This window comes from Amycolatopsis sp. NPDC057786, from assembly GCF_042797905.1.
GTDB lineage: Bacteria > Actinomycetota > Actinomycetes > Mycobacteriales > Pseudonocardiaceae > Amycolatopsis.
On sequence record NZ_JBHVKW010000017.1, the window covers coordinates 38,931 to 59,715 of the forward strand.

Annotated in this window: 18 protein-coding genes; 8 read left to right on the forward strand and 10 right to left on the reverse strand. The window is 68.3% G+C overall.

Annotated elements, in window-relative coordinates; all coding sequences use genetic code 11:
* Positions 1-117: 117 nt before the first annotated feature.
* The 3 genes from ACFVM3_RS12925 to ACFVM3_RS12935 are packed head-to-tail and all read right to left on the reverse strand — an operon-like array spanning position 118 to position 2,809.
* Positions 118-864: an ABC transporter permease gene (locus ACFVM3_RS12925; protein ID WP_378438252.1), complete on the reverse strand. Its 747-nt coding sequence runs from the start codon at positions 862-864 to the stop codon at positions 118-120.
* Positions 861-1,895 (reverse strand): alpha/beta hydrolase family protein, encoded by a 1,035-nt coding sequence (locus ACFVM3_RS12930; protein WP_378438254.1) that lies wholly within the window; start codon positions 1,893-1,895, stop codon positions 861-863. Before ACFVM3_RS12930 ends, ACFVM3_RS12925 begins: the two co-directional genes overlap by 4 nt.
* A complete protein-coding gene (locus ACFVM3_RS12935) occupies positions 1,892-2,809 on the reverse strand; it encodes an ABC transporter ATP-binding protein (protein ID WP_378438256.1) in 918 nt (305 codons plus the stop codon). Before ACFVM3_RS12935 ends, ACFVM3_RS12930 begins: the two co-directional genes overlap by 4 nt.
* A gap of 135 nt (positions 2,810-2,944) precedes the next feature.
* On the opposite strand from ACFVM3_RS12935, the gene ACFVM3_RS12940 reads away from it, so the two are divergent.
* A complete protein-coding gene (locus ACFVM3_RS12940; RefSeq protein ID WP_378438258.1) occupies positions 2,945-3,733 on the forward strand; it encodes an ion transporter in 789 nt (262 codons plus the stop codon).
* Here the strand turns inward: ACFVM3_RS12940 and hrpB are convergent.
* Both hrpB and ACFVM3_RS12950 read right to left on the reverse strand, forming a co-directional pair.
* Positions 3,718-6,111 (reverse strand): ATP-dependent helicase HrpB, encoded by a 2,394-nt coding sequence (gene hrpB / locus ACFVM3_RS12945; protein WP_378438259.1) that lies wholly within the window; start codon positions 6,109-6,111, stop codon positions 3,718-3,720. The genes ACFVM3_RS12940 and hrpB overlap by 16 nt on opposite strands.
* Positions 6,108-6,935 (reverse strand): glutamate ABC transporter substrate-binding protein, encoded by an 828-nt coding sequence (locus ACFVM3_RS12950; protein ID WP_378438261.1) that lies wholly within the window; start codon positions 6,933-6,935, stop codon positions 6,108-6,110. The genes hrpB and ACFVM3_RS12950 overlap by 4 nt, the downstream gene beginning before the upstream one ends.
* A gap of 91 nt (positions 6,936-7,026) precedes the next feature.
* On the opposite strand from ACFVM3_RS12950, the gene ACFVM3_RS12955 reads away from it, so the two are divergent.
* Positions 7,027-7,515 carry a MauE/DoxX family redox-associated membrane protein gene (locus tag ACFVM3_RS12955; RefSeq protein ID WP_378438358.1) on the forward strand — a complete coding sequence of 163 codons (489 nt, stop codon included), beginning with the start codon at positions 7,027-7,029 and terminating at the stop codon, positions 7,513-7,515.
* Positions 7,516-7,517: 2 nt separating this feature from the next.
* Positions 7,518-8,312: a DsbA family protein gene (locus ACFVM3_RS12960; protein WP_378438262.1), complete on the forward strand. Its 795-nt coding sequence runs from the start codon at positions 7,518-7,520 to the stop codon at positions 8,310-8,312.
* Between the two features lie 120 nt (positions 8,313-8,432).
* Here the strand turns inward: ACFVM3_RS12960 and ACFVM3_RS12965 are convergent, their stop codons facing one another.
* The 3 genes from ACFVM3_RS12965 to ACFVM3_RS12975 are packed head-to-tail and all read right to left on the reverse strand — an operon-like array spanning position 8,433 to position 11,012.
* On the reverse strand, positions 8,433-9,317 hold the full coding sequence (locus ACFVM3_RS12965; RefSeq protein WP_378438264.1) for a LysR family transcriptional regulator: 885 nt from the start codon (positions 9,315-9,317) through the stop codon (positions 8,433-8,435).
* 30 nt (positions 9,318-9,347) lie between these two features.
* Positions 9,348-10,055 (reverse strand): RraA family protein, encoded by a 708-nt coding sequence (locus ACFVM3_RS12970; protein ID WP_378438266.1) that lies wholly within the window; start codon positions 10,053-10,055, stop codon positions 9,348-9,350.
* Positions 10,056-10,064: 9 nt separating this feature from the next.
* Positions 10,065-11,012, reverse strand: a complete 948-nt coding sequence (locus ACFVM3_RS12975; protein ID WP_378438268.1) for a hypothetical protein — start codon at positions 11,010-11,012, stop codon at positions 10,065-10,067.
* A 173-nt stretch (positions 11,013-11,185) separates the two neighbouring features.
* Here ACFVM3_RS12975 and ACFVM3_RS12980 point away from each other — a divergent pair, with 173 nt between their 5' ends.
* Genes ACFVM3_RS12980 through ACFVM3_RS13000 form a run of 5 tightly spaced genes read left to right on the forward strand, consistent with a single transcriptional unit; the run spans position 11,186 to position 15,764 of the window.
* The gene (locus ACFVM3_RS12980) at positions 11,186-12,379 is read left to right on the forward strand and encodes a lipid-transfer protein (RefSeq protein ID WP_378438270.1); all 1,194 of its coding nucleotides are present in this window, start codon (positions 11,186-11,188) and stop codon (positions 12,377-12,379) included.
* 17 nt (positions 12,380-12,396) lie between these two features.
* Positions 12,397-12,828, forward strand: coding sequence for an SRPBCC family protein (locus tag ACFVM3_RS12985; protein WP_378438272.1), 432 nt, complete (start codon positions 12,397-12,399; stop codon positions 12,826-12,828).
* Positions 12,825-13,667 carry a MaoC/PaaZ C-terminal domain-containing protein gene (locus ACFVM3_RS12990; protein ID WP_378438273.1) on the forward strand — a complete coding sequence of 281 codons (843 nt, stop codon included), beginning with the start codon at positions 12,825-12,827 and terminating at the stop codon, positions 13,665-13,667. Before ACFVM3_RS12985 ends, ACFVM3_RS12990 begins: the two co-directional genes overlap by 4 nt.
* 10 nt (positions 13,668-13,677) lie before the next feature.
* A complete protein-coding gene (locus ACFVM3_RS12995; RefSeq protein WP_126737102.1) occupies positions 13,678-14,547 on the forward strand; it encodes an SDR family oxidoreductase in 870 nt (289 codons plus the stop codon).
* Positions 14,544-15,764 carry an acyl-CoA dehydrogenase family protein gene (locus tag ACFVM3_RS13000; protein WP_378438276.1) on the forward strand — a complete coding sequence of 407 codons (1,221 nt, stop codon included), beginning with the start codon at positions 14,544-14,546 and terminating at the stop codon, positions 15,762-15,764. Before ACFVM3_RS12995 ends, ACFVM3_RS13000 begins: the two co-directional genes overlap by 4 nt.
* Positions 15,765-16,040: 276 nt before the next feature.
* Here ACFVM3_RS13000 and ACFVM3_RS13005 read toward each other — a convergent pair whose 3' ends face one another.
* Positions 16,041-18,527: a DNA topoisomerase (ATP-hydrolyzing) subunit A gene (locus ACFVM3_RS13005; protein ID WP_378438278.1), complete on the reverse strand. Its 2,487-nt coding sequence runs from the start codon at positions 18,525-18,527 to the stop codon at positions 16,041-16,043.
* A gap of 29 nt (positions 18,528-18,556) precedes the next feature.
* Positions 18,557-20,608: a type IIA DNA topoisomerase subunit B gene (locus ACFVM3_RS13010; RefSeq protein WP_126737099.1), complete on the reverse strand. Its 2,052-nt coding sequence runs from the start codon at positions 20,606-20,608 to the stop codon at positions 18,557-18,559.
* Between the last annotated feature and the right edge of the window lie 177 nt (positions 20,609-20,785).

The window sequence follows — 20,785 nt, forward strand, 5'->3', positions numbered from 1 at the left end:
TTGGGACATCTGACGTCCCAAAATCCACACGGTCACCTGTGAAAGGGAGCAAGGGACCTTTGCTCTCACTTCTCTCAATGTTGAGACAAGTGGTAGCAAAGGTCCCTTGCTCCCCCGTCAGGCGTCTCGACGCCTGAGCACCGTGGACCCGGTGACCAGACCAGCCGCCGCCCAAGCCGCACAGAGCGCGACGCCGACCCAGGGCGCGTAGGGCGCGACGCCGCCGAAGATCGGGTTCGGTTGCCCCGACGTGACCATCGCGTTGACACCGGCGAAGCCCGGGAAGTAGTTCACGAGGTCTTCCCAGCCCAGCGAACCGGCGAACATCGGGATCATCACCAGCAGCACGAACACCGTCACGATCGTCCCCGCCGTCGAGCGCAGCGCCGTCCCCAGTCCGAGGCAGAGCAGACCCAGCAGCGCGAAGTAGGCCCCCATGCCCGCCGCGGTCGCGAGGATCTCGCCCACCGAGGAGTCGGGCGCGGGGATCAGCGGCGCCGAGACCGCCACACCGGCGAGGGTGTTCAGCACGCCGTAGCCGAACAGCACCGGCAGCAGGACGGCCGATTTCGCCGCGAGGACCCGGTTCCGCACCGGGACCCACTGCAGGGTCGAGCGGATGCTGCCACTGGCGTACTCGCTCGTCATGAACAGCGTCGCCAGCGCGACCACGGCGAACTGGGTGAGATAGAACGCCGCCCCGGCCACCACGGCGTGCGGGGCCATCGAGCGTTCGACGCCGGCGTCCGCGGCCAGGCCCAGCGCGCCGGAGTAGGCGAGCATCAGGGCGAGCCCGCTGATCAGGCACCACCAGGTGGACCGGACCGACCAGAACTTCGTCCATTCCGAAGAAATCGTGTTCATCGTGCGCTCCACTGCTTGAAGAATCCGGTCAGCTCGTCACGGAAGAACTTCAGCGCCTCCCGCGAGCCGATCGATCCGTACTGGTTCTCGACCTCGGACGGCGGGAGATGCGGCCGCAGCCCGAGCTGGTCGATCAGGATCGCGGCGTCGGTCACCGACGAATGACCGCTGTTCTCGACCAGGTCCTGCCTCTTCGGCCCGGTGAGCCGCGGCCAGGTCTCGTCCCACGACGCCTGGTAGTACTTCTCGCCGGTCGGGCTGGTCAGCAGCAGGAACGGCCGGTCGAGGGAGACGGTGCCGAAGAACGGGCCGTCGATGTTCACGCCCGCCTTGATCCGCCGGTCGGCGACCATCGCGGCGGCGGTCGCCGAACCCCCGGCGGAGTGACCGGCCATCCCGATCTTCGTCGCGTCGATCGACCACCGGCGGTCCTTCAGCAGGGTGTCGACGACGAACGTCGTGTCCACGGCGCGGTTCGCGATCGCGGCGGGCCAGGGGTCCTCCGGCCGTCCACAAGCGACACATTGGCGCAGCCCGTCGGGGAACTCCGTCGCCCATGCTTCGTAGGCGTGGTCGATCCCGGCGACCACGAAGCCTTGCGCGGCAAGGTGTTCGGCCACCGAGGTCAGGGTGATCCGGTTGTTGCCCGCGCCCGGCGAAAGCACCACCAGCGGACGCCGTCCGGGCAGGGAAGGCGCGTTCTCCCGCGAGTGGACCCGCACCTTGCTCAGGGCGTCCGGCGGCAGGTCGAGTTTCCGCCCGGCGACCGTCGCCGCCGACTCGGCCTCGGTCATGTACAGCGGCGCGCGGCCGATCGGGACGGCCGGGTACCAGACGTTGACCATCAGTTCGCGCCGCTTCTCCGGCACCCAAGGGTCGGCTCGCCGCTGATCGGTGAGGTGCAGCGTGCGCAGCCCGATCGGAAGCGGGCCGCCCGGCGCGGGCAGCGACAGTTCCGGTGCCGCCGACGCGGCCGCCGGCACCCCCAGCAGGCCGGCGATCACCGCCACCATGACCATGAGCGACTTCATGCCGCGACTCCCGTTCCGTATTCGACCGACGACGCGGTCAGTTCCATGTACGCCTGTTCCAGTGACGCGGTCCGCTCGGCCAGCCCGTGCACCCGGATCCCGAGTTCGTGTACCGCGTCGCCGACGAGGTGGACGGGCAGGTCGTGCACGAGCAGTTCGTCCTGATCGGATTCCGTGGTCGCGCCGAGTGCGCGCAGGCGCTGTTCGAGGACACGCAGGTCGGCGGGAGCGGGCACCCGCACCAGGACCGACGTCCGCGAATTGCCCGCGATGAACTCGTCGACCGGCGCGTCGGCGAGAAGCTTTCCCTTGCCGATGACGACCAGCCGGTCCGCGGTCAGTTGCATCTCGCTCATCAGATGACTCGACACGAACACCGTGCGGCCCTCCTCCGCGAGCGAACGCATCAGCTGCCGCACCCAGCGGACACCGTCGGGGTCCAGACCGTTCACCGGCTCGTCGAACATCAGCACACCCGGGTCGCCCAGCAGGGCGCCGGCGATCCCGAGACGTTGCCCCATGCCGAGGGAAAACGTCCCGGCGCGTTTGCCCGCGACATCGGTGAGGCCCACCGTGGCGAGGACTTCGTCCACGCGGTTCGCCGGGATCCCGTTGCTGCGCGCCATCGCCAGAAGGTGCTTGCCCGCGCTCCGGCCCGGATGCAGCGCCTTGGCCTCCAGCAGCGCGCCGACCTCGCGCAGCGGGAATCGCAGGTCCTCGTACTTCTTGCCGCCGATGCGCACGTCGCCCGCGCTCGGCGCGTCGAGGCCGAGCGTCATCCGCATGGTCGTCGACTTGCCCGCGCCGTTGGGGCCGAGGAAACCGGTCACCTTGCCCGGCTCGACGGCGAAGGTCAGCCCGTCGACCACCGTCTTCTCGCCATAGCGCTTCGTGAGTCCTCGAAGCGTGATCATCCGCGTCCTCCTTCGTGTCCCTGAATCCTCCGGCGCGGGGGCACCCGAGGGCATTGCCCCGAAGTCATCGGCCACCCCTTACTTTCGGCAGGTGCCGCTCGGCACGAGTCGCCGCGGAAAGGCACAATCGGCGCCATGACCACCCGCGAACACCGGCGCGTGAATCCGCTCGACCTGGTGATGCTCGTCCTCGCCGTGTTCTCCGTCGGGCTGCTCGCCTACGTGACGTTCTTCCCTCATTCGGAGGAGACGGCGCATCGTGTCTTCGTCATCGACACGACGGTGTGCGGGATCTTCGCCCTGGAATTCCTCTGGCGCTGGCGCCGCAACGGCTGGGAGAAGTGGTTCCCACTGCGCAACTGGTACGAGATCCTCGGCATGATCCCGATCGCCCATCCGGCGCTGCGCGGGTTCCGGCTGCTGCGGATCATCGTGGTGCTGGTCCGGCTCGCCCGTACGGCGGACCGCGCATTCGGGGAACGGTTCACGCAGCGGTTGGTCGAACGGCTTTCCCGGCCGATCGTGCTCGCGATCAAGAAGCCGATCACGATCGCGGTGCTCGACGAGGTCGTCAAAGTGCTGGAAACCGGGAACTATCCGCAGAATCTCGCGCGCTCACTCGGCGAGAACCAGACGTTGCTGCGGGGGATCATCGCGGAGAAGCTCAAGAACGATCCGCAGGCAGGGCGGCTCTCGAAGCTGCCGTTCCACGACGAGGTGGTGCGTTCGGTGATCGACACCGCGATGCGCGTGATCCTCGAAGTGCTGACCGATCCGCGGACGGACGAGTTCTTCGCGCATGTGGTGCGGGAGAACCGGGAGCAGATCCGCAGCGCGGTGCAGCTGGGGCTGAACGAGCGCGAGGACGACGAGGAGCTGGCGGCGCAGTTGCCGACCAGGCCTCAACATCAGTTGATGGACTGACCTCGTGAAGTGCGCCGGGTGGGCGCGGCGGTCAGCGGGTCCTCCGGCCAGGGATGCTTCGGGTAGCGTCCGCGGAGATCGGCGCGTACGGCCGCGTAACCGTTGCGCCAGAACGATTCCAGATCCGCGGTGACCGCCGCGGGCCGTCCGGCGGGCGAGAGCAGGTGCAGCACGACGGGGACGCCCGCCAGTTCCGGCGTCGCGAGCCAGCCGAAGGTCTCCTGCAGTTTGACGGCGAGCACCGGCTGTTCACCCGAATAGTCGACCTTGATCCGCGAACCCGTCGGCACCTCCAGGCGGTCCGGCGCCAGTTCGTCCAAACGCGACGCTTCAGGCCATGGCAGTAGTCCGCGCAGGGCGGCACCGGCGTCCAGTGTGGCTAGGTCGGATCGTCGACGGGCCGAGCCGAGATCGAGCCAGCTATCCAAAGTGGACAGAAGATCCGCGTCGGAGACCGCGGGCCAAGGTGGTCCCAGCACGCGATGCAGGAAGGCCAGCCGCTCGCGCAGTCTCTTCCCGTCTTCCGACCATCGCAGCAGGCCGAGCCCTTCGGTGCGCAGCCCGTCCAGCAGCGCGGCGCGGATCGCGTCCGGCGAGGGCGAGCGCAACGGTTTCTCCGACAGTGTGATCGCGCCGAGTCGCCGCACCGACCGCGCAACGACGTCTCCCGACGACCAGTGCACTTCGTCCACTGTGGACACCAGGTTCGGTGCGGCGCGCACGGCGAGAGCTTCGTCCGCGGGCGCGGCGAGCCGGATGATCCCTTGCGCACGGCCGGGATCACGGGTCGCTTCGGCTACCGCCAGCCATTCGACGTCGGCCAGTCCGCTGCCGCGCGGCAGTTCGGCCGCCGTTCCCCCGGCCATCAGGTACACCGGTGTGCCCGCGGAACGTCGTCGCGCGAGCCGCTCGGGGTGCGCCAGCGCCACGACCAGTGCCGGATCGGACGCTTTGCCGCCGTCGGGAACCAGCTGGGAAAGCCTTCGTACGTCACGCTTCCAGCGCTCGTCACCGCGTACTCGCCGCAACTCGGCTTCGAGGTCGGTCAGCGTGCCACCGCTGTCCAGCAGTGCGACGACTTCGGCCGCCGAACGCGCGTTGGTCCGCGCCGCGCCGTCCAGCAACGCCCTCGCCAGCCGCGGGTGCAGGCCCAGACCGGCCATTTTCCGGCCTCGTTCGGTCACCGTGCCGTCTTCCGCGGTCGCCCCGAGCGTGGTCAGCAACGCGCGCCCGGCGGCCAGCGCACCCTCACCGGGCGGATCCCACCAGGAGAGGCCGGAACCGTCCGGCGTTGACCAGCACGCGAGCTCCAGCGCGAACCGCGCCAGCTCGGCCGTCCGGATCTCGGGTTCGGGATACGCGGGCAGGGAACCCTGTTCGTGCGCCGCCCAGCACCGGTACGCGCGGCCCGGCGCCTCGCGTCCGGCGCGGCCGGCGCGTTGCTCCGCGACCGCGGCCGACACGCGTACCGTCGCCAGGCCGGGCAGGCCACGCCGGTGATCGACACGGGGCACGCGCGACAGTCCGCAGTCCACCACCGCACGGACGCCCGGCACCGTCAGGCTGGACTCGGCGACCGACGTCGAGAGCACCACCCGGCGGCGGGCGCGCGGGCGCAACGCGTCATCCTGGTGCGCCGCCGACAGCCGCCCGTGCAGGGGCAGCACGTCGGCGTCGAGGCCGCCGAGCAGGCCGCTCACCCTGGCGATCTCGCCCGCGCCGGGAAGGAACGCGAGGATGTCACCGTCTCCTTCGGACAGTGCTTTGTGGATCACACGGGCGACGGTCGACTCGATCCGTTCGCCGCGTGCGGGCGGGGAGTACGAGACGTCGACCGGATAGGTCCTCGCGTGCGCCGTGATCACCGGCGCGTCGCCGAGCAGCGCGGCCAGCTGCCCGGAGGCCACGGTGGCGGACGTCGCGAGCAGGCGCAGGTCGTCCCGCAGCCCGGCGCGCACGTCCAGCAACAAGGCGAGCAGCAGATCCGCGTCGAGATGGCGTTCGTGGCATTCGTCGAGCAGGACGGTCGACACCCCGGCGAGTTCGGGATCGCCCTGTACCCGCCGGACCAGCAAGCCCGACGTCACCACTTCGATCCGCGTCGAGGACGACACCTTGCGGTCACCGCGGACCGAATAGCCGACCGTCTCACCGACCCGTTCGCCCAGCAGGGACGCCATTCGCGCCGCCGCGGCCCGCGCCGCCAGCCGCCTCGGTTCGGCGACGATCACCCGGCCCTCACCGTTGTCCAGCGCGAGCGGCACCAACGTGGTCTTGCCGGTCCCTGGGGGCGCGACGAGCACGGCGGTGCCATGGGCGTCGAGCGCGGCTTCGAGTTCGGGCAGGACGGCACGAACCGGCAGATCGGGAAGGGTCACTTCTCGGTGACCTGTGGCGGAGGCGGGATCCGGTAGCCGGACGGGCCGATGTTGCGGTTCAGCGATTCGAGCCATTCCCCGGACGAGATCATCTTCTGGATCGCCTTGGCCACCGCCGCCCGCCCCTCGGTGTCCTCCTTGCGCAGGCCGACACCGTACTTCTCCTTGGAGAACGGCTTGCCGACGACTCGAAGCAGTTCCGGATTCTGCGCGACGTAACCGGCGAGGATGACGTCGTCGGTGGTCACCGCGTCGACCTGTCCGGCGAGGAGCGCCGTGACGCAGTCCTGGTAGCGCGGGTATTCGACGAGCTGGACGGCCTGCGCGAACTTGTCGCGGACCTGTTCGGCGGAGGTGGTGCCGCCCACGGCGCACAGCTTGCGGCCGTTGAGGTTCTCGGGGCCGGTGATGTCGGTCGACCGGAGCCGGACGAGCAGATCCTGGCCCGTGTCGAAGTAAGGTCCGGCGAAACCGACGACCTGTTTCCGTTTTTCGGTGATGGAGTAGGTCGCCACCATCAGATCCGTGATCCCCGAGGTGATGTCCGTCTCGCGGGACGACGGCCTGCTGTCGTGCCAGGTGATGTGATCCTCGTCGACCCCCAATTCGCTCGCGACGTACTTCGCGACGTCGACATCGAAGCCGACGTACCGGCCGTCCATCGTCCTCCGGGAAAGACCAGGCTGGTCGAAGCGGATGCCGATGGTGAGCTTGTTGGACGCGACGGCGCGCGCGACGAGGGAATCCGACGGGCCGGCCTCTTCGCCGCAGGCCGCCGCTGTGACCAGCATCAAGCAGGCCATCAGCAGGGCACGTCCCCTCATCGGGTGCCTCCGTCCGCCGCCTCACGTTGTTCTCAGGGTCGGCGGTTAGCCTAGGCCCGTGCGTAGACCGCCCCAAGTCGTACTCGACGCCGTGGGCACACTCGCCCGGCTCGGACTGGCCGCCGTCTGGTTGGTCTCCGGAGCGCTGAAGATCAGCGATCCGGGGCAGACCTACATCGCGGTCCAGGCGTTCGACGTCCTGCCGGACGGGCTCGTCCGCCCGGTCGCGATCGGGATGCCGCTCGTCGAACTGGCGCTCGGCCTGTTCCTGCTCGCCGGGTTCGTGACCCGGTGGGTGTCGGTGCTGTCGGTGCTGCTGCTCGCGGTGCTCATCGCCGCGATCGTCCAATCCTGGGCGCGCGGGCTGAGCATCGACTGCGGCTGCTTCGGTGGTGGCGGTCAGATCGCCGCGGATCAGACGAGGTATCCGCAGGAGATCGCCAGAGACCTCGGGTTCGCGCTACTGGGTGTCTGGCTGATCGTGCGGCCGCGGACCTGGCTGTCCGTGGACGGCTGGCTCGGGAACTCCGAAGCCCCCGCGGACGACGACTATGTGGGTATCGCTGAAGGGAACGAATAATCGTGGGTGGAGCTGAGCGCAACGCTCGGAAACGCAAGCAGCAGCAGACCGCGTCGCGCTCGGTGGCACAGGCCAGGGGCGTCGCGGGCGGCGACAAGAAGAAGGTCGTCGCGATCACCGTCGCGGTGGTCGTGCTCGCCGCGCTGGTGATCGGTGGCGTGGTCTGGACGACGTCCAGCAAGGACAGCACCGAGGGCAAGGTGATCGGGGCTCAGCCGACCACGTCGGCGCCCGGTGTGGTCGAGAAGCGCGAGGGGGCGGCCGTCGTCGTCGGCAAGCCCGAGGCGAAGAAGACCGTCGACATCTACGCCGACTTCCTCTGCCCGGTCTGCAAGCAGTTCGAAGAGTCGTTCAAGGGCCAGATCGAGGAGCAGGTGAACAACGGGACCCTGCAGGTCCGGTACCACATGCTGCCGATGCTGAACCAGCGCTCCGACCCGCCGGGCTACTCACTGGACTCCGCCAACGCCTCGCTCGCCGCCGCCGACGCGGGCAAGTTCGTCGCCTTCCACGACGCGCTGTTCAAGGACCAGCCGGAGGAAGGCGGACGCGGATTCGACAAGGCGCAGCTGATCAAGCTCGGCCAGGATGTCGGTATCACCGACCCGGCCTTCGCGCTCAAGGTCAACAGCGGCGCTTACGACCAGGAGATCCAGGACGCGTACAAGAAGATCTCCACGGATCCGTCGCTGCAGCAGGACTTCGGCAACGGCCCCGGTTTCGGCACGCCGACCGTGACCGCGAACGGGCAGGTCGTGAAGCTGGAGCAGGACTGGGTGCAGAAGGTGGTCAGCTAGCTCGGCCCGTGAAGGCCCCCGTCGCTCGGCTCAGCCGAGGGAAGGGGGCCTTCACGCTGTTCGGTCGGTGGGGCGGGGTGGCGGGGCGGTAGCAAAGGTCCCTTGCTCCCTTTTCGCTGGTCAGGGGCGCGAGGCGGCGGCGACGGTCGCGAAGGCGTGTACGCGGGCCGTCTCCGCGGAGCGCGGCCAGACGAGGCCCCACTCGACGTCGGGTGAGCCGGCGAAGGGCACGAAGCGGATTCGCGGGTGGCTGAAGTACTCCCGCGCGTGTGCGGCGAGCGGGCAGATGCCGGCCCCGGTGGCGATCGCGGCGAGCAGTTCCTGAAAGGTCGCGAAGGGCTTGCCCCGCGTCACGGGATGTCCGGCCGGTGTCAGCCATTGGCGTGGTTCCTCGACCCAGTACGGCTCCGGCGGATGCGCCGCGCGAAGGACGGTGTCGCGGGCGAGGTCGTCCAGGGTCACGGACTTCCGTCGCGCGAAAGGATGTTTCGACGACACGGCGAGCACCATCGGTTCGGTGTGCACGACCGGTCCGGTCGTGAGATCCGGTTCGTCGGCCGGGAGCAGGGTCACCAGCACGTCGACCTCGCCCGAGCGCAGCATCGCCATCGGATCGGCGAAATCGGCTTCGCGGATGAGAAGTTCAGTCTCCGGGTAGCGCTGCCGGAAACGGTCCAGGAGGTCTTCGATCAGGTCGGCGACGCCGGGTGCTTCGAAACCCAGCCGCAGCACGCCGCCGATCCCGCGTCCGGCCGCGATCGCGCGGTCGATGCCTTCGTGCAGCGCGCGGTAGGCGGGACCGAGGTCGTCCCGCAACCGCTCGCCGATCGGCGTGAGCCGGACCCGCCTGCTGGTGCGGGCGAAGAGCGGCGCGCCGATCCGGCGCTCCACCTGCTTGATCGTCTGGCTCACCCGTGCCTGCGAGACGTGCAGACGTTCCGCGGTGCGGCTGAAATGCAATTCATCGGCCAGCGCCAGGAAGATCTCGATGTCCCGCAGTTCCATAATCCCCAGGTTCTCGGTCAGGGTCCCTTGCTACTCCTCGATGGCGCCGCCGACCGCTCGCAGGTGCTGCCGGAACGTCAGCGAAGGCGACTTCGCGCGCTCCGCGAGGAAGTCGGCGAAGCGTACTTGCTCGCGAAGGGACTCTCCGGCGCGGATCCGGTCGGCCTGGAGCCGCTCGGTGTCGCGGATGCCCTCGGCGCGGTCCAGGACCTCGTCCGCCCGGTCGGCCGGGACGAACAGGACGCCGTCCTCGTCGCCGAACACGAGGTCTTGCCGCGTCACCGTCCACTCGCCGACGACGGCCGATTCGAGCGCGCCGTCCGGGCGGGCGGAGACCGAGAGCGGACCGGTCGGGATCGAGCCGAGGCTGAACACCGGCAGCCCGATCTTCTTGACGTCGGCGGTGTCGCGGTGCAGCCCCCAGATGACCACGCCGCTCAGTCCGGCCGCCTCGGCTTCGAGCACCGCGAGGTCCCCGACGCAGCTCTCGTCGAGCCTGCCGCCGTTGTCGACGACGAGGACGTCGCCGGGGTTCGCGTTTTCGTACGCCTCCAGGAAGACGTCGACGCTGCCGACGTGCCGGGCGGGGGTGACCCGCCCGGCGACGCGGCTACCTGGCACGACGGCGTGCGTGCCGGCGGGCGCGCACCGGACCGGGACGCCGGCGCGGACGCAGCCGTCGGTCAGATGCGCGGTGGTCAGCAGGGAGAACCGCTGCCGAAGCTCCTCGGGATCCATAGCCCGACTTTAGCCACGGCGCCACACCACGGGTTTGTGGTTGGGGCTGCTGTCATCCCGCACCGAGCCCATGACCTCACCGTTCTCGCCCACGAGTGCGCCGCAGCCGGGAGAAGGCGCGGGAAGCGTCTCGACCGCGCCGCCCGGCGACCACACCGCGGGAATCGTGGAGAAGTCCGGGGTCCTCAAGCAACCGGTGACGGTCCCGGACCTGTTGAGTGAGACCGCCGTCATGGAGTCCGGCACCGGAACAGAGGTGTCGTAGGCCGTCCAAAGCCGGGCGCCGCCCTGGACGTCGGCCAGCACCTTGCCGTCCCGGATCGCGAGGGCGCGTGCTTCGCGGACACCCTCCGGGAGGACGAGTTGCCGCGCCACGCCGTCCTTCCAGAGCCAGGTGCCGCCGAACTGTTCCTGCATCAGGATCGTGCCGTCATGGTCGATGTCCACCGGGCGGAGCAGCGGCGGGCTGTCCAGCAGTACCGGGTGCGCGCGGTCGTCGGCGGGCCAGAGCGCCGCCCAGGAACCGAATCGCGGGTCGTTGTGCACGGAGCCGACGACGTCGCCGCGGTCGTTCATGCCGACGACCCGCGTCTGGGCGTAGTTCGGCACCTTCCCCAGAAGCTGGAAGCCGCCGTTCTCGAAGACGAACGAACGATAAGTGCGGGTCGAAATCGCGTAGCCGTTCGTGAGAATCGACCCCGACGCGTTCTCGTCCACGGTCTCGACCCTGTCGTGGCCCGCCGGGATGCCGTGGTTCTGAACGGTCCCTCCCGACCAGGTGAGCAAGCCGTATTCGGAGTGTCCCGCGTAGCTTCCGGCCCCGTCGGTGGCCACGACCTGGACGGTGCCGTAGGGCACCGGCAGGTAGCTCATCGTCCAGTCGGTCGCCGACGCGGTGCCTGCCGACAGCAGTCCGGCGGCGACGGTGGCCGTCAAAACCAAGCTCGTACGTTTCATCGAATCCCCCTGTGAGTTGTGTTCGCCCTGTTTAACGGGGGTGCGAGCCGCCTGTCTGCGTCACCTGACACGCAACGTGCCCTAAGTAACATCCGTTCAGACCTGTATGTAAGGGGTTGATAAATACAGTCCTGTCTGTATCTTCAGTTCCAACAGCAACGACAAGGAGCGTCGTGGTGGCCAACAAGGTGTACGTCGTCGGCGTGGGCATGACGAAGTTCGAGAAGCCCGGACGTCGCGAGGACTGGGATTACCCGCAGATGGCCAAGGAGTCCGGGACCAAGGCGCTCGAAGACGCCGGGATCTCCTTCGACGAGGTGCGGCAGGCCTACGTCGGCTATGTCTACGGCGAGTCGACCTCGGGGCAGCGGGCGGTCTACGAACTGGGCATGACCGGCATCCCGGTGGTCAACGTCAACAACAACTGCTCGACCGGGTCGACCGCGCTGTACCTGGCCGCGGAGGCGATCCGGGGTGGCCGCGCGGACTGCGCGCTCGCGCTGGGTTTCGAGAAGATGCAGCCTGGATCACTCGGCTCGACCTACGACGACCGCGAGCAGCCGATGGGCAGGCACATCCAGGCGCTCGCGGAGATCTCCGAGGTCCTTTTCCCGCCCGCACCGTGGATGTTCGGCGCGGCGGGCCGCGAGCACATGAAGACCTACGGCACCACCGCCGAACACTTCGCCAAGATCGGCGAGAAGAACCACCGGCACTCGGTGAACAACCCGTACGCGCAGTTCCAGGAAAGCTATTCGCTGCAGGACATCCTGGACTCGCGGATGATCTACGACCCGCTGACCAAGCTCCAGTGCTCACCGACGTCGGACGGCTCGGGCGCGGCGATCCTCGCCAGCGAGTCCTTTGTGGACTCGCACGGGCTATCGGGGCAGGCCGTGGAGATCGTCGGGCAGGCGATGACCACCGACTTCGCCAGCACCTTCGACGGCACCGCGAAGAACATCATCGGTTACGACATGAACGTCCAGGCCGCCCGCCAGGTGTACGACCAGGCGGGGCTCGGCGCGGAGGACTTCCAGGTCATCGAACTGCACGACTGCTTCTCCGCCAACGAACTCCTGCTCTACGAAGCGCTCGGGCTCTGCGCCGAGGGCGAAGCCGGGAAACTCGTCGACTCCGGGGACACCACCTACGGCGGGAAGTGGGTCGTCAACCCGTCCGGTGGGCTGATCTCCAAGGGACACCCGCTCGGCGCCACCGGCCTCGCGCAATGCGCCGAACTGACCTGGCAGCTGCGCGGAACCGCGGACAAACGCCAGGTCGACGGCGTTCAGGCCGCACTGCAGCACAACATCGGACTCGGCGGCGCCGCCGTCGTCACCGCCTACCAGCGCGCCGAGCGCTGATCCCGAAAGGAAGAACCATGGGCAAGATCAGTGCCTCCGTCGAACTCCCCGCCGCTCCCGACAAGGTGTGGGCGGAGTTCTCCAATCCCAACAACTTCGAGAAGTGGCTGACCATCCACACCAAGTGGAAGGGCGAGGTCCCGGCGGAGTTCTCCAAGGGGGCCCAGGCTTCCGAGGTCGTCACGATGCTCGGGATGCCGAACACGATCACCTGGACCGTCGACGAGTTCGAGGCGCCGTCGAAGCTGGCGATCTCCGGGACCGGGATGGCCGGGGTGAAGGTCAAGTTCGAGCTGTCGGTGGAGGCGGCCGGCGAAGGTTCGCTCGCCAGCATCGACGCGGAGTTCGCCGGCCAGATGATCGTCGGCGCGCTCGGCAAGGCCGTCGAGAAGGACGGCAAGAAGAACCTCGACGCCTCCCTCGAGAACTTCAAGGCGCTGGTCTCGTGACCGAGCGGTTCGACCCCGGCGGGCTCGGCAAGTGGACCGACGAGTCACGGTTCGAGGTGACCCGCGAGCGGCTGATCGAGTACGCGAAGGCCACCAACGACCCGATCCCGGCGCATCTCGCGGGGGACGTCGCGAGCCCTGTGTTCGCGATCGTGCCGGTGTTCGAGTCGCTGATGGAACCCGCGCTCGAGGTCGTCCCGGTCGGCTTGTTCGGCCGGATCGTGCACGGAGAGCAGGAATTCCGGTTCCACCGGCCGATCCGCCCAGGTGACAAGCTCGTGTCGCGGGCGCGCATGACCGGCTACGAAGGACTGAAGAACGGCACGCGCGGCACCATCCACCTCGAGTGCCGGACCGAGGGCGGCGACCTGGTCAACGAGCAGTACGTGACCCTGTTCGTGCGCGGGTTCGACACCGGCGAGACGCGCGGCGAACTCGGGCCGGAGCACAAGTTCGACGAAGACCTGCGCTCGCGGGCGCCGGTGGCGAAGGTCAGCCAGCACGTCGACGACGACCAGACCTACCGGTACGCGCCCGCCGCCGGCGATCCCATGCCCATCCATCTCGACGAAGAGGTCGCGAAGGATTCGGGGCTGCCAGGGATCATCGCGCACGGCCTGTGCACGATGGCGTTCACCTCGTGGGCGCTGCTGACCGAGGTCGCCGGGTCCGATGTGGACAGACTGAAGCGGTTCGCCGTGCGGTTCGCCAAACCGGTGCTGCCCGGGCAAGACCTGACCACGTCCATCTGGAGCGCGGGTGGCGGGAGCTACCAGTTCGAAACCACCGTCGGCGAAACCGTCGTGATCAAGGACGGTCTCGCGGAATTCGCGGAGTAGGAGCAAAGCCATGGGAGCACTCGACGGGCGGGTCGCCGTCATCACCGGCGCCGGACGCGGGATCGGCCGCGAGCACGCGCTGCTGTTCGCACGCGAGGGCGCGAGCGTCGTGGTCAACGACCTCGGCGGCGCGAACGACGGCAGCGGCAGCGACACCGGGCCCGCACAGGAGGTCGTCGACGAGATCCGCGCGGCGGGCGGGCAGGCCGTGGCGAACACGGCCAACGTCGCCGATTGGGCGGGCGCGGAGGAACTGGTCGCGCAGGCGGTGGGGGAGTTCGGCAGGCTCGACGTCGTCGTGAACAACGCGGGCATCCTGCGCGACGCGTTCATCGCGGGGCTGGAGGAGTCCCAATGGGATTCCGTGATCGCGGTACACCTGAAGGGGCACGCGGCGGTGCTGCGGCACGCGGCCGCGTACTGGAAGAGCGCGAGCAAGGCCGGCGAACCGGTGGCGGGCTCGGTGATCAACACCGCGTCGGCGTCCGGGACCACACTGCCGAACGCGGGGCAGGCGAACTACGGCGCGGCGAAAGCGGGGATCGCCGCGCTGACGCTTGTCGCCGCCGAGGAACTGGAACGCTACGGCGTGCGGGTCAACGCGATCGCGCCGATCGCGCGTACTCGGCTCACCCTGGCGACGCCGGGCATGGGCGCGATCTTCGCCCAAGAGGTCGAGGAAGGCGAGTTCGACGCGTTCTCCCCGGCCAACATCTCGCCGCTGGTGGCCTACCTCGCGACCGAGAAATGTCCGCTCACCGGCAAGGTGTTCGCGGTGCAGGGTGGCGCGATCTCCGAACTCGCGGGCTGGCATGACGTCAAGGTGATCGAAACCGAGGCGGCCTGGGAGATCGACGACATCGCGGCGAGGCTGCCGTGATCGAGTGGTCCGAGACCGAACTGCTGATCAGGGACGCCATCCGGGAGTTCATCGACAAGGAGATCCGGCCGCACCTCGACGCGCTGGAAAGCGGGACGCTGCCGCCGTACGACATCATCCGGAAGATGTTCGCGTCCTTCGGCATCGACGCGCTCGCGCGGGAATCGGTGTCGAAACTGCTGTCTGGGGATCGCGGCTCCGGCGGCGGTGGCGGTGGCTTGGCGTTCGGCGGGCAGGAGGCGATGGCGCTCATCGCGGTGAGCGAACTGGCCGGGGTCAGCCTCGGCATCGTCGCCTCGCTCGGCGTGAGCATCGGGCTGACCGCGCAGACGATCCTGACCAAGGGCACGCAGGCGCAGAAGGAACGGTGGCTGCCCGGGCTGGCGACGTTCGAGAAGGTCGGCGCGTGGGCGATCACCGAGCCGGACTCCGGTTCGGACGCTTTCGGTGGGATGAAGACGTCGGTGCGGCGCGACGGTGACGAGTACGTCCTCAATGGACAGAAGACGTTCATCACCAACGGGCCTTACGCCGACACGATCATCGTGTACGCCAAGCTCGACGAAGGCAACGACACCGCGGTCCGTGACCGCAAAGTGCTGACGTTCGTGCTGGACAAGGGCATGCCCGGGCTCACGCAGGGCAAACCGTTCAAGAAGATGGGCATGATGTCCTCGCCGACCGGTGAGCTGTTCTTCAGCGACGTCAGGCTCGGGAAGGACCGGCTGCTCGGTGAATCCGAGACCGGTCGTGACGGCGACAGCAAGGCCGAGGTGAAGTCCGGGTTCGCCGTCGAGCGGATCGGTGTCGCGGCGCTGGCGCTCGGGATCATCAACGAATGCCACCGGCTTTGCGTGGACTACGCGAAGAATCGGAAGCTGTGGGGCCAGGAGATCGGGCGGTTCCAGCTGATCCAGCTCAAGCTGGCGAAGATGGAGGTCGCGCGGATCAACGTGCAGAACATGGTGTTCCAGCTGATCGAGACCCTGCGCGCGGGCAAGATGCCGACGCTGGCCGAGGCTTCGGCGATGAAGCTGTACTCGTCCGAGGCGGCCACCGAGGTGGCGATGGAGGCCGTGCAGCTGTTCGGCGGGAACGGGTACATGGCGGAGTACCGGGTGGAGCAACTGGCGAGGGACGCGAAGTCGCTGATGATCTACGCGGGCAGCAACGAGATCCAGGTGACGCACATCGCGAAGGGTCTGCTCGGTCGCTGAGGAGAGCAAGGGACCTTTGCTACCACTCCGGGCCCGAACCCCCGCGTGCCAGGAGCCGGATCACGTGTGCTTGGAGCCGTAACTCGCGTGTCTGGAGACGTATCTCGCGTGATTGAGCGCGTAACTCGCGTGCTTGGAGGCGTAACTCCCGTCATGGGCGAGTTACGGCTCCAAGCACGTGAGTTACGGCTCCAAGCACGTGAGTTACGGCTCCAAGCACGTGAGTTACGGCTTCGATCACGTGAGTTACGGCTCCGGACACGGGTGGGCGGGGGGTTAGTCCCGTTCGATGAGGTGACCGACGACCTCGGGGCCGGGGTGCGCGTGGCCGGAGCCGTCGCGGCGGACGTCGACTTCGGGGAGCTCCACCGGGTCACCGGTGCGTGAGGCGCCGGCGGGACGCGGGCCGATCCAGCCGACGACCAGCCGTGTCTCGCCCTTGAGGAACCGCTGCGCCCGGACACCACCGGTCGCGCGGCCCTTGGCCGGGTACTCGCTGAACGGGGTCACCTTCACGCTCGCGCCGGTCGCGGTGACGACCATCGGCTCGCCGTGTTCGGCGTCGTCGGTGCGGATCGCGCCGAAGAAGACCACTTCCGCTTCACCGCGCACGGTGATCCCGGCCATGCCACCGCCCTTGAGGCCCTGCGGCCGCACGAGCGAAGCCGGGTAGCGCAGCAGTGACGCTTCGGACGACAGGAACGCCAGCGTCTCTTCGCCGTCGGTGAGCCAGGTGGCGCCGACGACCTCGTCGCCGTCCTTCAGGCTGATCACGTCGAACTCGTCCGAGCGGACCGGCCATTCCGGCGCGCACACCTTCACGACACCGTGCTTCGTGCCGAGCGCGAGGCCCGGGGAGCCGGCCGCCTGTTCGCCGAGCGGGGCCAGCCCGATGACGCGCTCGCCCTTCTCCAGCGGCACCAGTTCCTTCGCGGCCATCCCGCCGCGCAGCGACACCGTGCCCGCCTGCTCGGGCAGCACCGGCAGCGGCAGCACGTCGGTCTTGAACGCACGGCCGCGGTTCGTCACCAGAAGCACCTGACCGCGGGCGGTCGAATGGACCACCGCGGACACCGAGTCGTGTTTGACGCGGCCGTTGCGGCGCCGAACCTCCGACGCTTCCTCCGATTCCGCCGCCGTCCGCGCGACCAGCCCCGTGGCCGACAGGATCACCTGGCACGGGTCGTCGGCGACCTCCAGCGGCCCCGACGGCTTCGACGCGGCGAGGACCTCCTTGAGGTCGCCGTCGATCAGCGCGGTGCGGCGTTCGGTGGGGTGGTCCTTGGCGACCTTGGCCAGCTCGGCCGAGACGACCTTCTTCAGCACCGACTCGTCGTCGAGGATCTTCGACAGCTCGGCGATCTCCCCGCGCAGCTTGTCCTGCTCGGCTTCGAGCTCGATCCGGTCGTACTTGGTGAGCCGCCGCAGCGGGGTGTCCAGGATGTAGGTCGCCTGGATCTCCGAGAGCTTGAACCGCTTCATCAGGCCGTCCTTCGCGGCCGCGGCGTTCTCGCTGTCGCGGATCAGCTTGATCACCTTGTCGATGTCGAGCAGGGCGATCAGCAGGCCGTCGACCAGGTGCAGGCGCTCTTCGCGCTTGCGGCGCCGGTACCGCGTGCGGCGGGTGACGACCTCGTAGCGGTGGCTGAGGAAGACCTCCAGCAGCGCCTTGAGCCCCAGCGTCTGCGGCTGCCCGTCCACCAGCACCAGGTTGTTGATGCCGAACGACTGCTCCAGCGGCGTGAGCCGGTACAGGTCCGCCAGCAGCGCCTGCGGGTTCACGCCGACCTTGCATTCGATCACCAGCCGCGTGCCGTTCTCGCGGTCGGTGAGGTCCTTGACGTCGGCGATCCCGGTGAGCCGCTTGGACTTGTTGACCTCGTCGGTGATCTTCTCGATCACCTTCTCCGGGCCGACGCCGTACGGCAGCTCGGTGACGGTGATCGCCTGGCGGCCGCGGCTGCCCTCCAGCGGCCCGGTCTCGGCGCTGGCGCGCATGCGCACGACGCCTCGGCCGGTCTCGTACGCGCGGCGCACCTCGTCGAGGCCCAGCAGCGAACCGCCGGTCGGCAGGTCGGGGCCGGGGACGTACTCCATCAGCTTGTCGAGGGTGGCGTTCGGGTGGTTGATCAGCCAGCGCGCGGCGCCGATGACCTCGCTCATGTTGTGCGGGATCATATTGGTCGCCATCCCGACGGCGATCCCGGAAGTGCCGTTGACCAGCAGGTTCGGGAACGCCGCGGGCAGCACCGAAGGCTCTTCGAGCGAGCCGTCGTAGTTCGGCCGGAAGTCGACGGTGTCCTCGCCGAGCTCACCGACCAGCAGCATCGCTTCCGGGGACAGCCGCGCCTCGGTGTACCGCGAGGCGGCCGGACCGTCGTCGGGGGAGCCGAAGTTCCCGTGCCCGTCCACGAGCGGAACGTTGAGCGAGAAATCCTGCGCGAGCCGGACCATGGCGTCGTAGATCGCCGTCTCACCGTGTGGGTGGTACTTGCCCATCACGTCGCCGGTGACACGCGCCGACTTCACGTACGCGTGCGAAGGCCGGTAGCCGTTCTCGTTCATCGAGTGCATGATCCGGCGGTGCACCGGCTTCAGCCCGTCCCGCGCGTCCGGGAGCGCCCGCGAGTGGATGACCGAATAGGCGTACTCCAGGTACGAATCCTCGATCTCCGTCTTCAGCGAGTTGTCGAAGACGTTCGCGCCGGGCTTGTCGAACGCGGCGGGATCGACCTTGGTGGTGGTGCCCTTACGGCGTGCCATTGCTCAAAGCTCCTTGAATAGCAACGAAATCAGGCGTCGATGGCTTCGCGGTCGACCCGGTCGGAGGATTCGACCAGCCAGTTGCGGCGTGGCTCGACCTTCTCGCCCATCAACAGTTCGAGCGCGTTCTCCGCGGCTTCGACGTCGTCGAGGGTGATCCGGCGGACCGAGCGGGTGGCCGGGTTCATCGTGGTCTCCCACAGTTCGTCGGCGTCCATCTCGCCGAGACCCTTGAACCGCGGCACCGGCGTGACGATCTGCTTGCCCGCCCGCTCCAGCTCCGCGTACTTGGTCTCCATCTCCTTCTGGGTGAAGGTGAAATGGGTTTCCGGGTTGCGGCCCTTGGTGACCAGTTTGTGCAGCGGCGGCATCGCGGCGTAGAGCCTGCCGTCCTCGATCGCCGGCCGCATGTACTTGGCGAACAGCGTGATCAGCAGTGTGCGGATATGCGAACCGTCGACGTCCGCGTCGGCCATCAGGATCACCCGGCCGTAGCGCATGGTCGACAGGTCGAACGTGCGCCCGCTGCCCGCGCCGAGCACCTGCACGATCGAGGCGATCTCGGCGTTCTTCAAGGTGTCGCCGAGTGACGCCTTCTGGACGTTGAGGATCTTGCCGCGCAAGGGAAGCAGCGCCTGGTACTCCGACACGCGCGCCATCCGCGCCGAACCGAGCGCGCTGTCACCCTCGACGAGGAACAGCTCGCTGCGGGAAACGCCGGTGGTGCGGCAGTCGACCAGTTTCGGCGGCATGGCCGCGCCTTCGAGCGCGGTCTTGCGCCGGGCGGCGTCCTTCTGCTGCTTCTGGGTGAGCCGGACGCGTGCCGCGTCGACCACCTTCTGCAGCACGATCTTCGCCTCGGACTTGGTCTTGCGCTCTTCGGTCCAGGCGCGGATGTGCTTGTCGACGATGCCCTGGATGACCCTGGTGATCCCGGCGGTGGACAGCTCGTCCTTGGTCTGCGAGGTGAACTGAGGCTCGGGCAGGCGGACGTGGACGACCGCCGTCATCCCTTCGAGCACGTCTTCGACGGTCGGCATCTCCTCCTTGGGCTTGAGCAGCCCGCGGGTCTTGGAAATGGCGTCCTGCAAGGCTTTCAGCACCGCGCGGTCGAAACCGCGGCGGTGCGTGCCGCCGTGCACGTTGCGGATGGTGTTGGTGAAGCATTCCACCGTGCGCTCGTAGCCGGTGCCCCAGCGCAGCGCGACCTCGACCTCCGCGTGACGCACCACATTGGACTGCATGACCCCGCTGGCGTCGGCCGCGTTCTCCTTGTACGTGCCCTCGCCGTTGATGATCAGCGTGCCGCAGACGGGTTTCTCGTCGGACGGGGCGAGGAAGTCGACCATGTCGGCGAGGCCGTTGGGGTAGTGGAAGGTCTCTTCACTGATCGAGTCGTCGACGGCGGTGCGAAGCACGTACGTGACGCCGGGGACGAGGAAGGCCGTGTTGCGCATCTTCGCGCGGACGCCTTCGACGTCGAGCGCGGCGCCGCTTTCGAAGTAACGCGAGTCGTACCAGTACCGGATCGACGTGCCGGATCGCTCGCCGCGCTTCATCTTGCCGGTGATGTTCAGCCCGGATTTGCGGGTGAACTTCGCCTTCGGGCCGGGCCCGTCGAACACGCCGGGGACGCCGTGCGCGAACGACATCTGGTGGACCTTGCCGCTCTGCTTCACCGTGACGTCGAAGCGATGCGACAGCGCGTTCACCGCCGAGGCGCCGACGCCGTGCAGGCCACCGGAGGTCTTGTAGCCGGAGCCGCCGAACTTGCCGCCCGCGTGCAGCCTCGTCAGCACCAGCTCGACGCCCGACAGACCGGATTTGGCGTGCGTGCCGGTGGGGATGCCGCGGCCGTCGTCGTCGACCTGGACACTGCCGTCGGCGTGCAGGGTGACCACGATCTTCGTGGCGTGACCCGCCACACCTTCGTCGGTCGAGTTGTCCACGACCTCGGAGAACAGGTGGTTGATGCCGCGGCTGTCGGTGGAACCGATGTACATCCCGGGGCGCTTGCGGACCGCTTCCAGACCCTCGAGATGCGTCAGGTCGTCGGCCCCGTACAGGGTCTCAGCAGTCACTGGGTACTTCTCCTGGAGTCATGGCTCGCGAACTAGCTCGTGGAGGTGGTGTTCAACGCGACACCGTACTGGAGGATATCCGTCCCCTCCGACAGCTTCGTCCTCCCGAGCCTCCGGTGTGGCGCATCACGCCGTCCCGATGGCCGGGTCACGGCTGGGGAAAGCGACTTCCTCCCG

Bases quoted from the DNA above. Each gene is read 5' to 3' on its own strand.
- ACFVM3_RS12950 (WP_378438261.1), bottom strand. From the start codon at position 6,935: ATGAGGGGACGTGCCCTGCTGATGGCCTGCTTGATGCTGGTCACAGCG.
- ACFVM3_RS12965 (WP_378438264.1), bottom strand. From the start codon at position 9,317: ATGGAACTGCGGGACATCGAGATCTTCCTGGCGCTGGCCGATGAATTG.
- ACFVM3_RS12975 (WP_378438268.1), bottom strand. From the start codon at position 11,012: ATGAAACGTACGAGCTTGGTTTTGACGGCCACCGTCGCCGCCGGACTG.
- ACFVM3_RS12970 (WP_378438266.1), bottom strand. From the start codon at position 10,055: ATGGATCCCGAGGAGCTTCGGCAGCGGTTCTCCCTGCTGACCACCGCG.
- ACFVM3_RS12930 (WP_378438254.1), bottom strand. From the start codon at position 1,895: ATGAAGTCGCTCATGGTCATGGTGGCGGTGATCGCCGGCCTGCTGGGG.
- ACFVM3_RS12935 (WP_378438256.1), bottom strand. From the start codon at position 2,809: ATGATCACGCTTCGAGGACTCACGAAGCGCTATGGCGAGAAGACGGTG.
- ACFVM3_RS12925 (WP_378438252.1), bottom strand. From the start codon at position 864: ATGAACACGATTTCTTCGGAATGGACGAAGTTCTGGTCGGTCCGGTCC.
- ACFVM3_RS12995 (WP_126737102.1), top strand. From the start codon at position 13,678: ATGGGAGCACTCGACGGGCGGGTCGCCGTCATCACCGGCGCCGGACGC.
- ACFVM3_RS12940 (WP_378438258.1), top strand. From the start codon at position 2,945: ATGACCACCCGCGAACACCGGCGCGTGAATCCGCTCGACCTGGTGATG.
- ACFVM3_RS13005 (WP_378438278.1), bottom strand. From the start codon at position 18,527: ATGGCACGCCGTAAGGGCACCACCACCAAGGTCGATCCCGCCGCGTTC.
- ACFVM3_RS12985 (WP_378438272.1), top strand. From the start codon at position 12,397: ATGGGCAAGATCAGTGCCTCCGTCGAACTCCCCGCCGCTCCCGACAAG.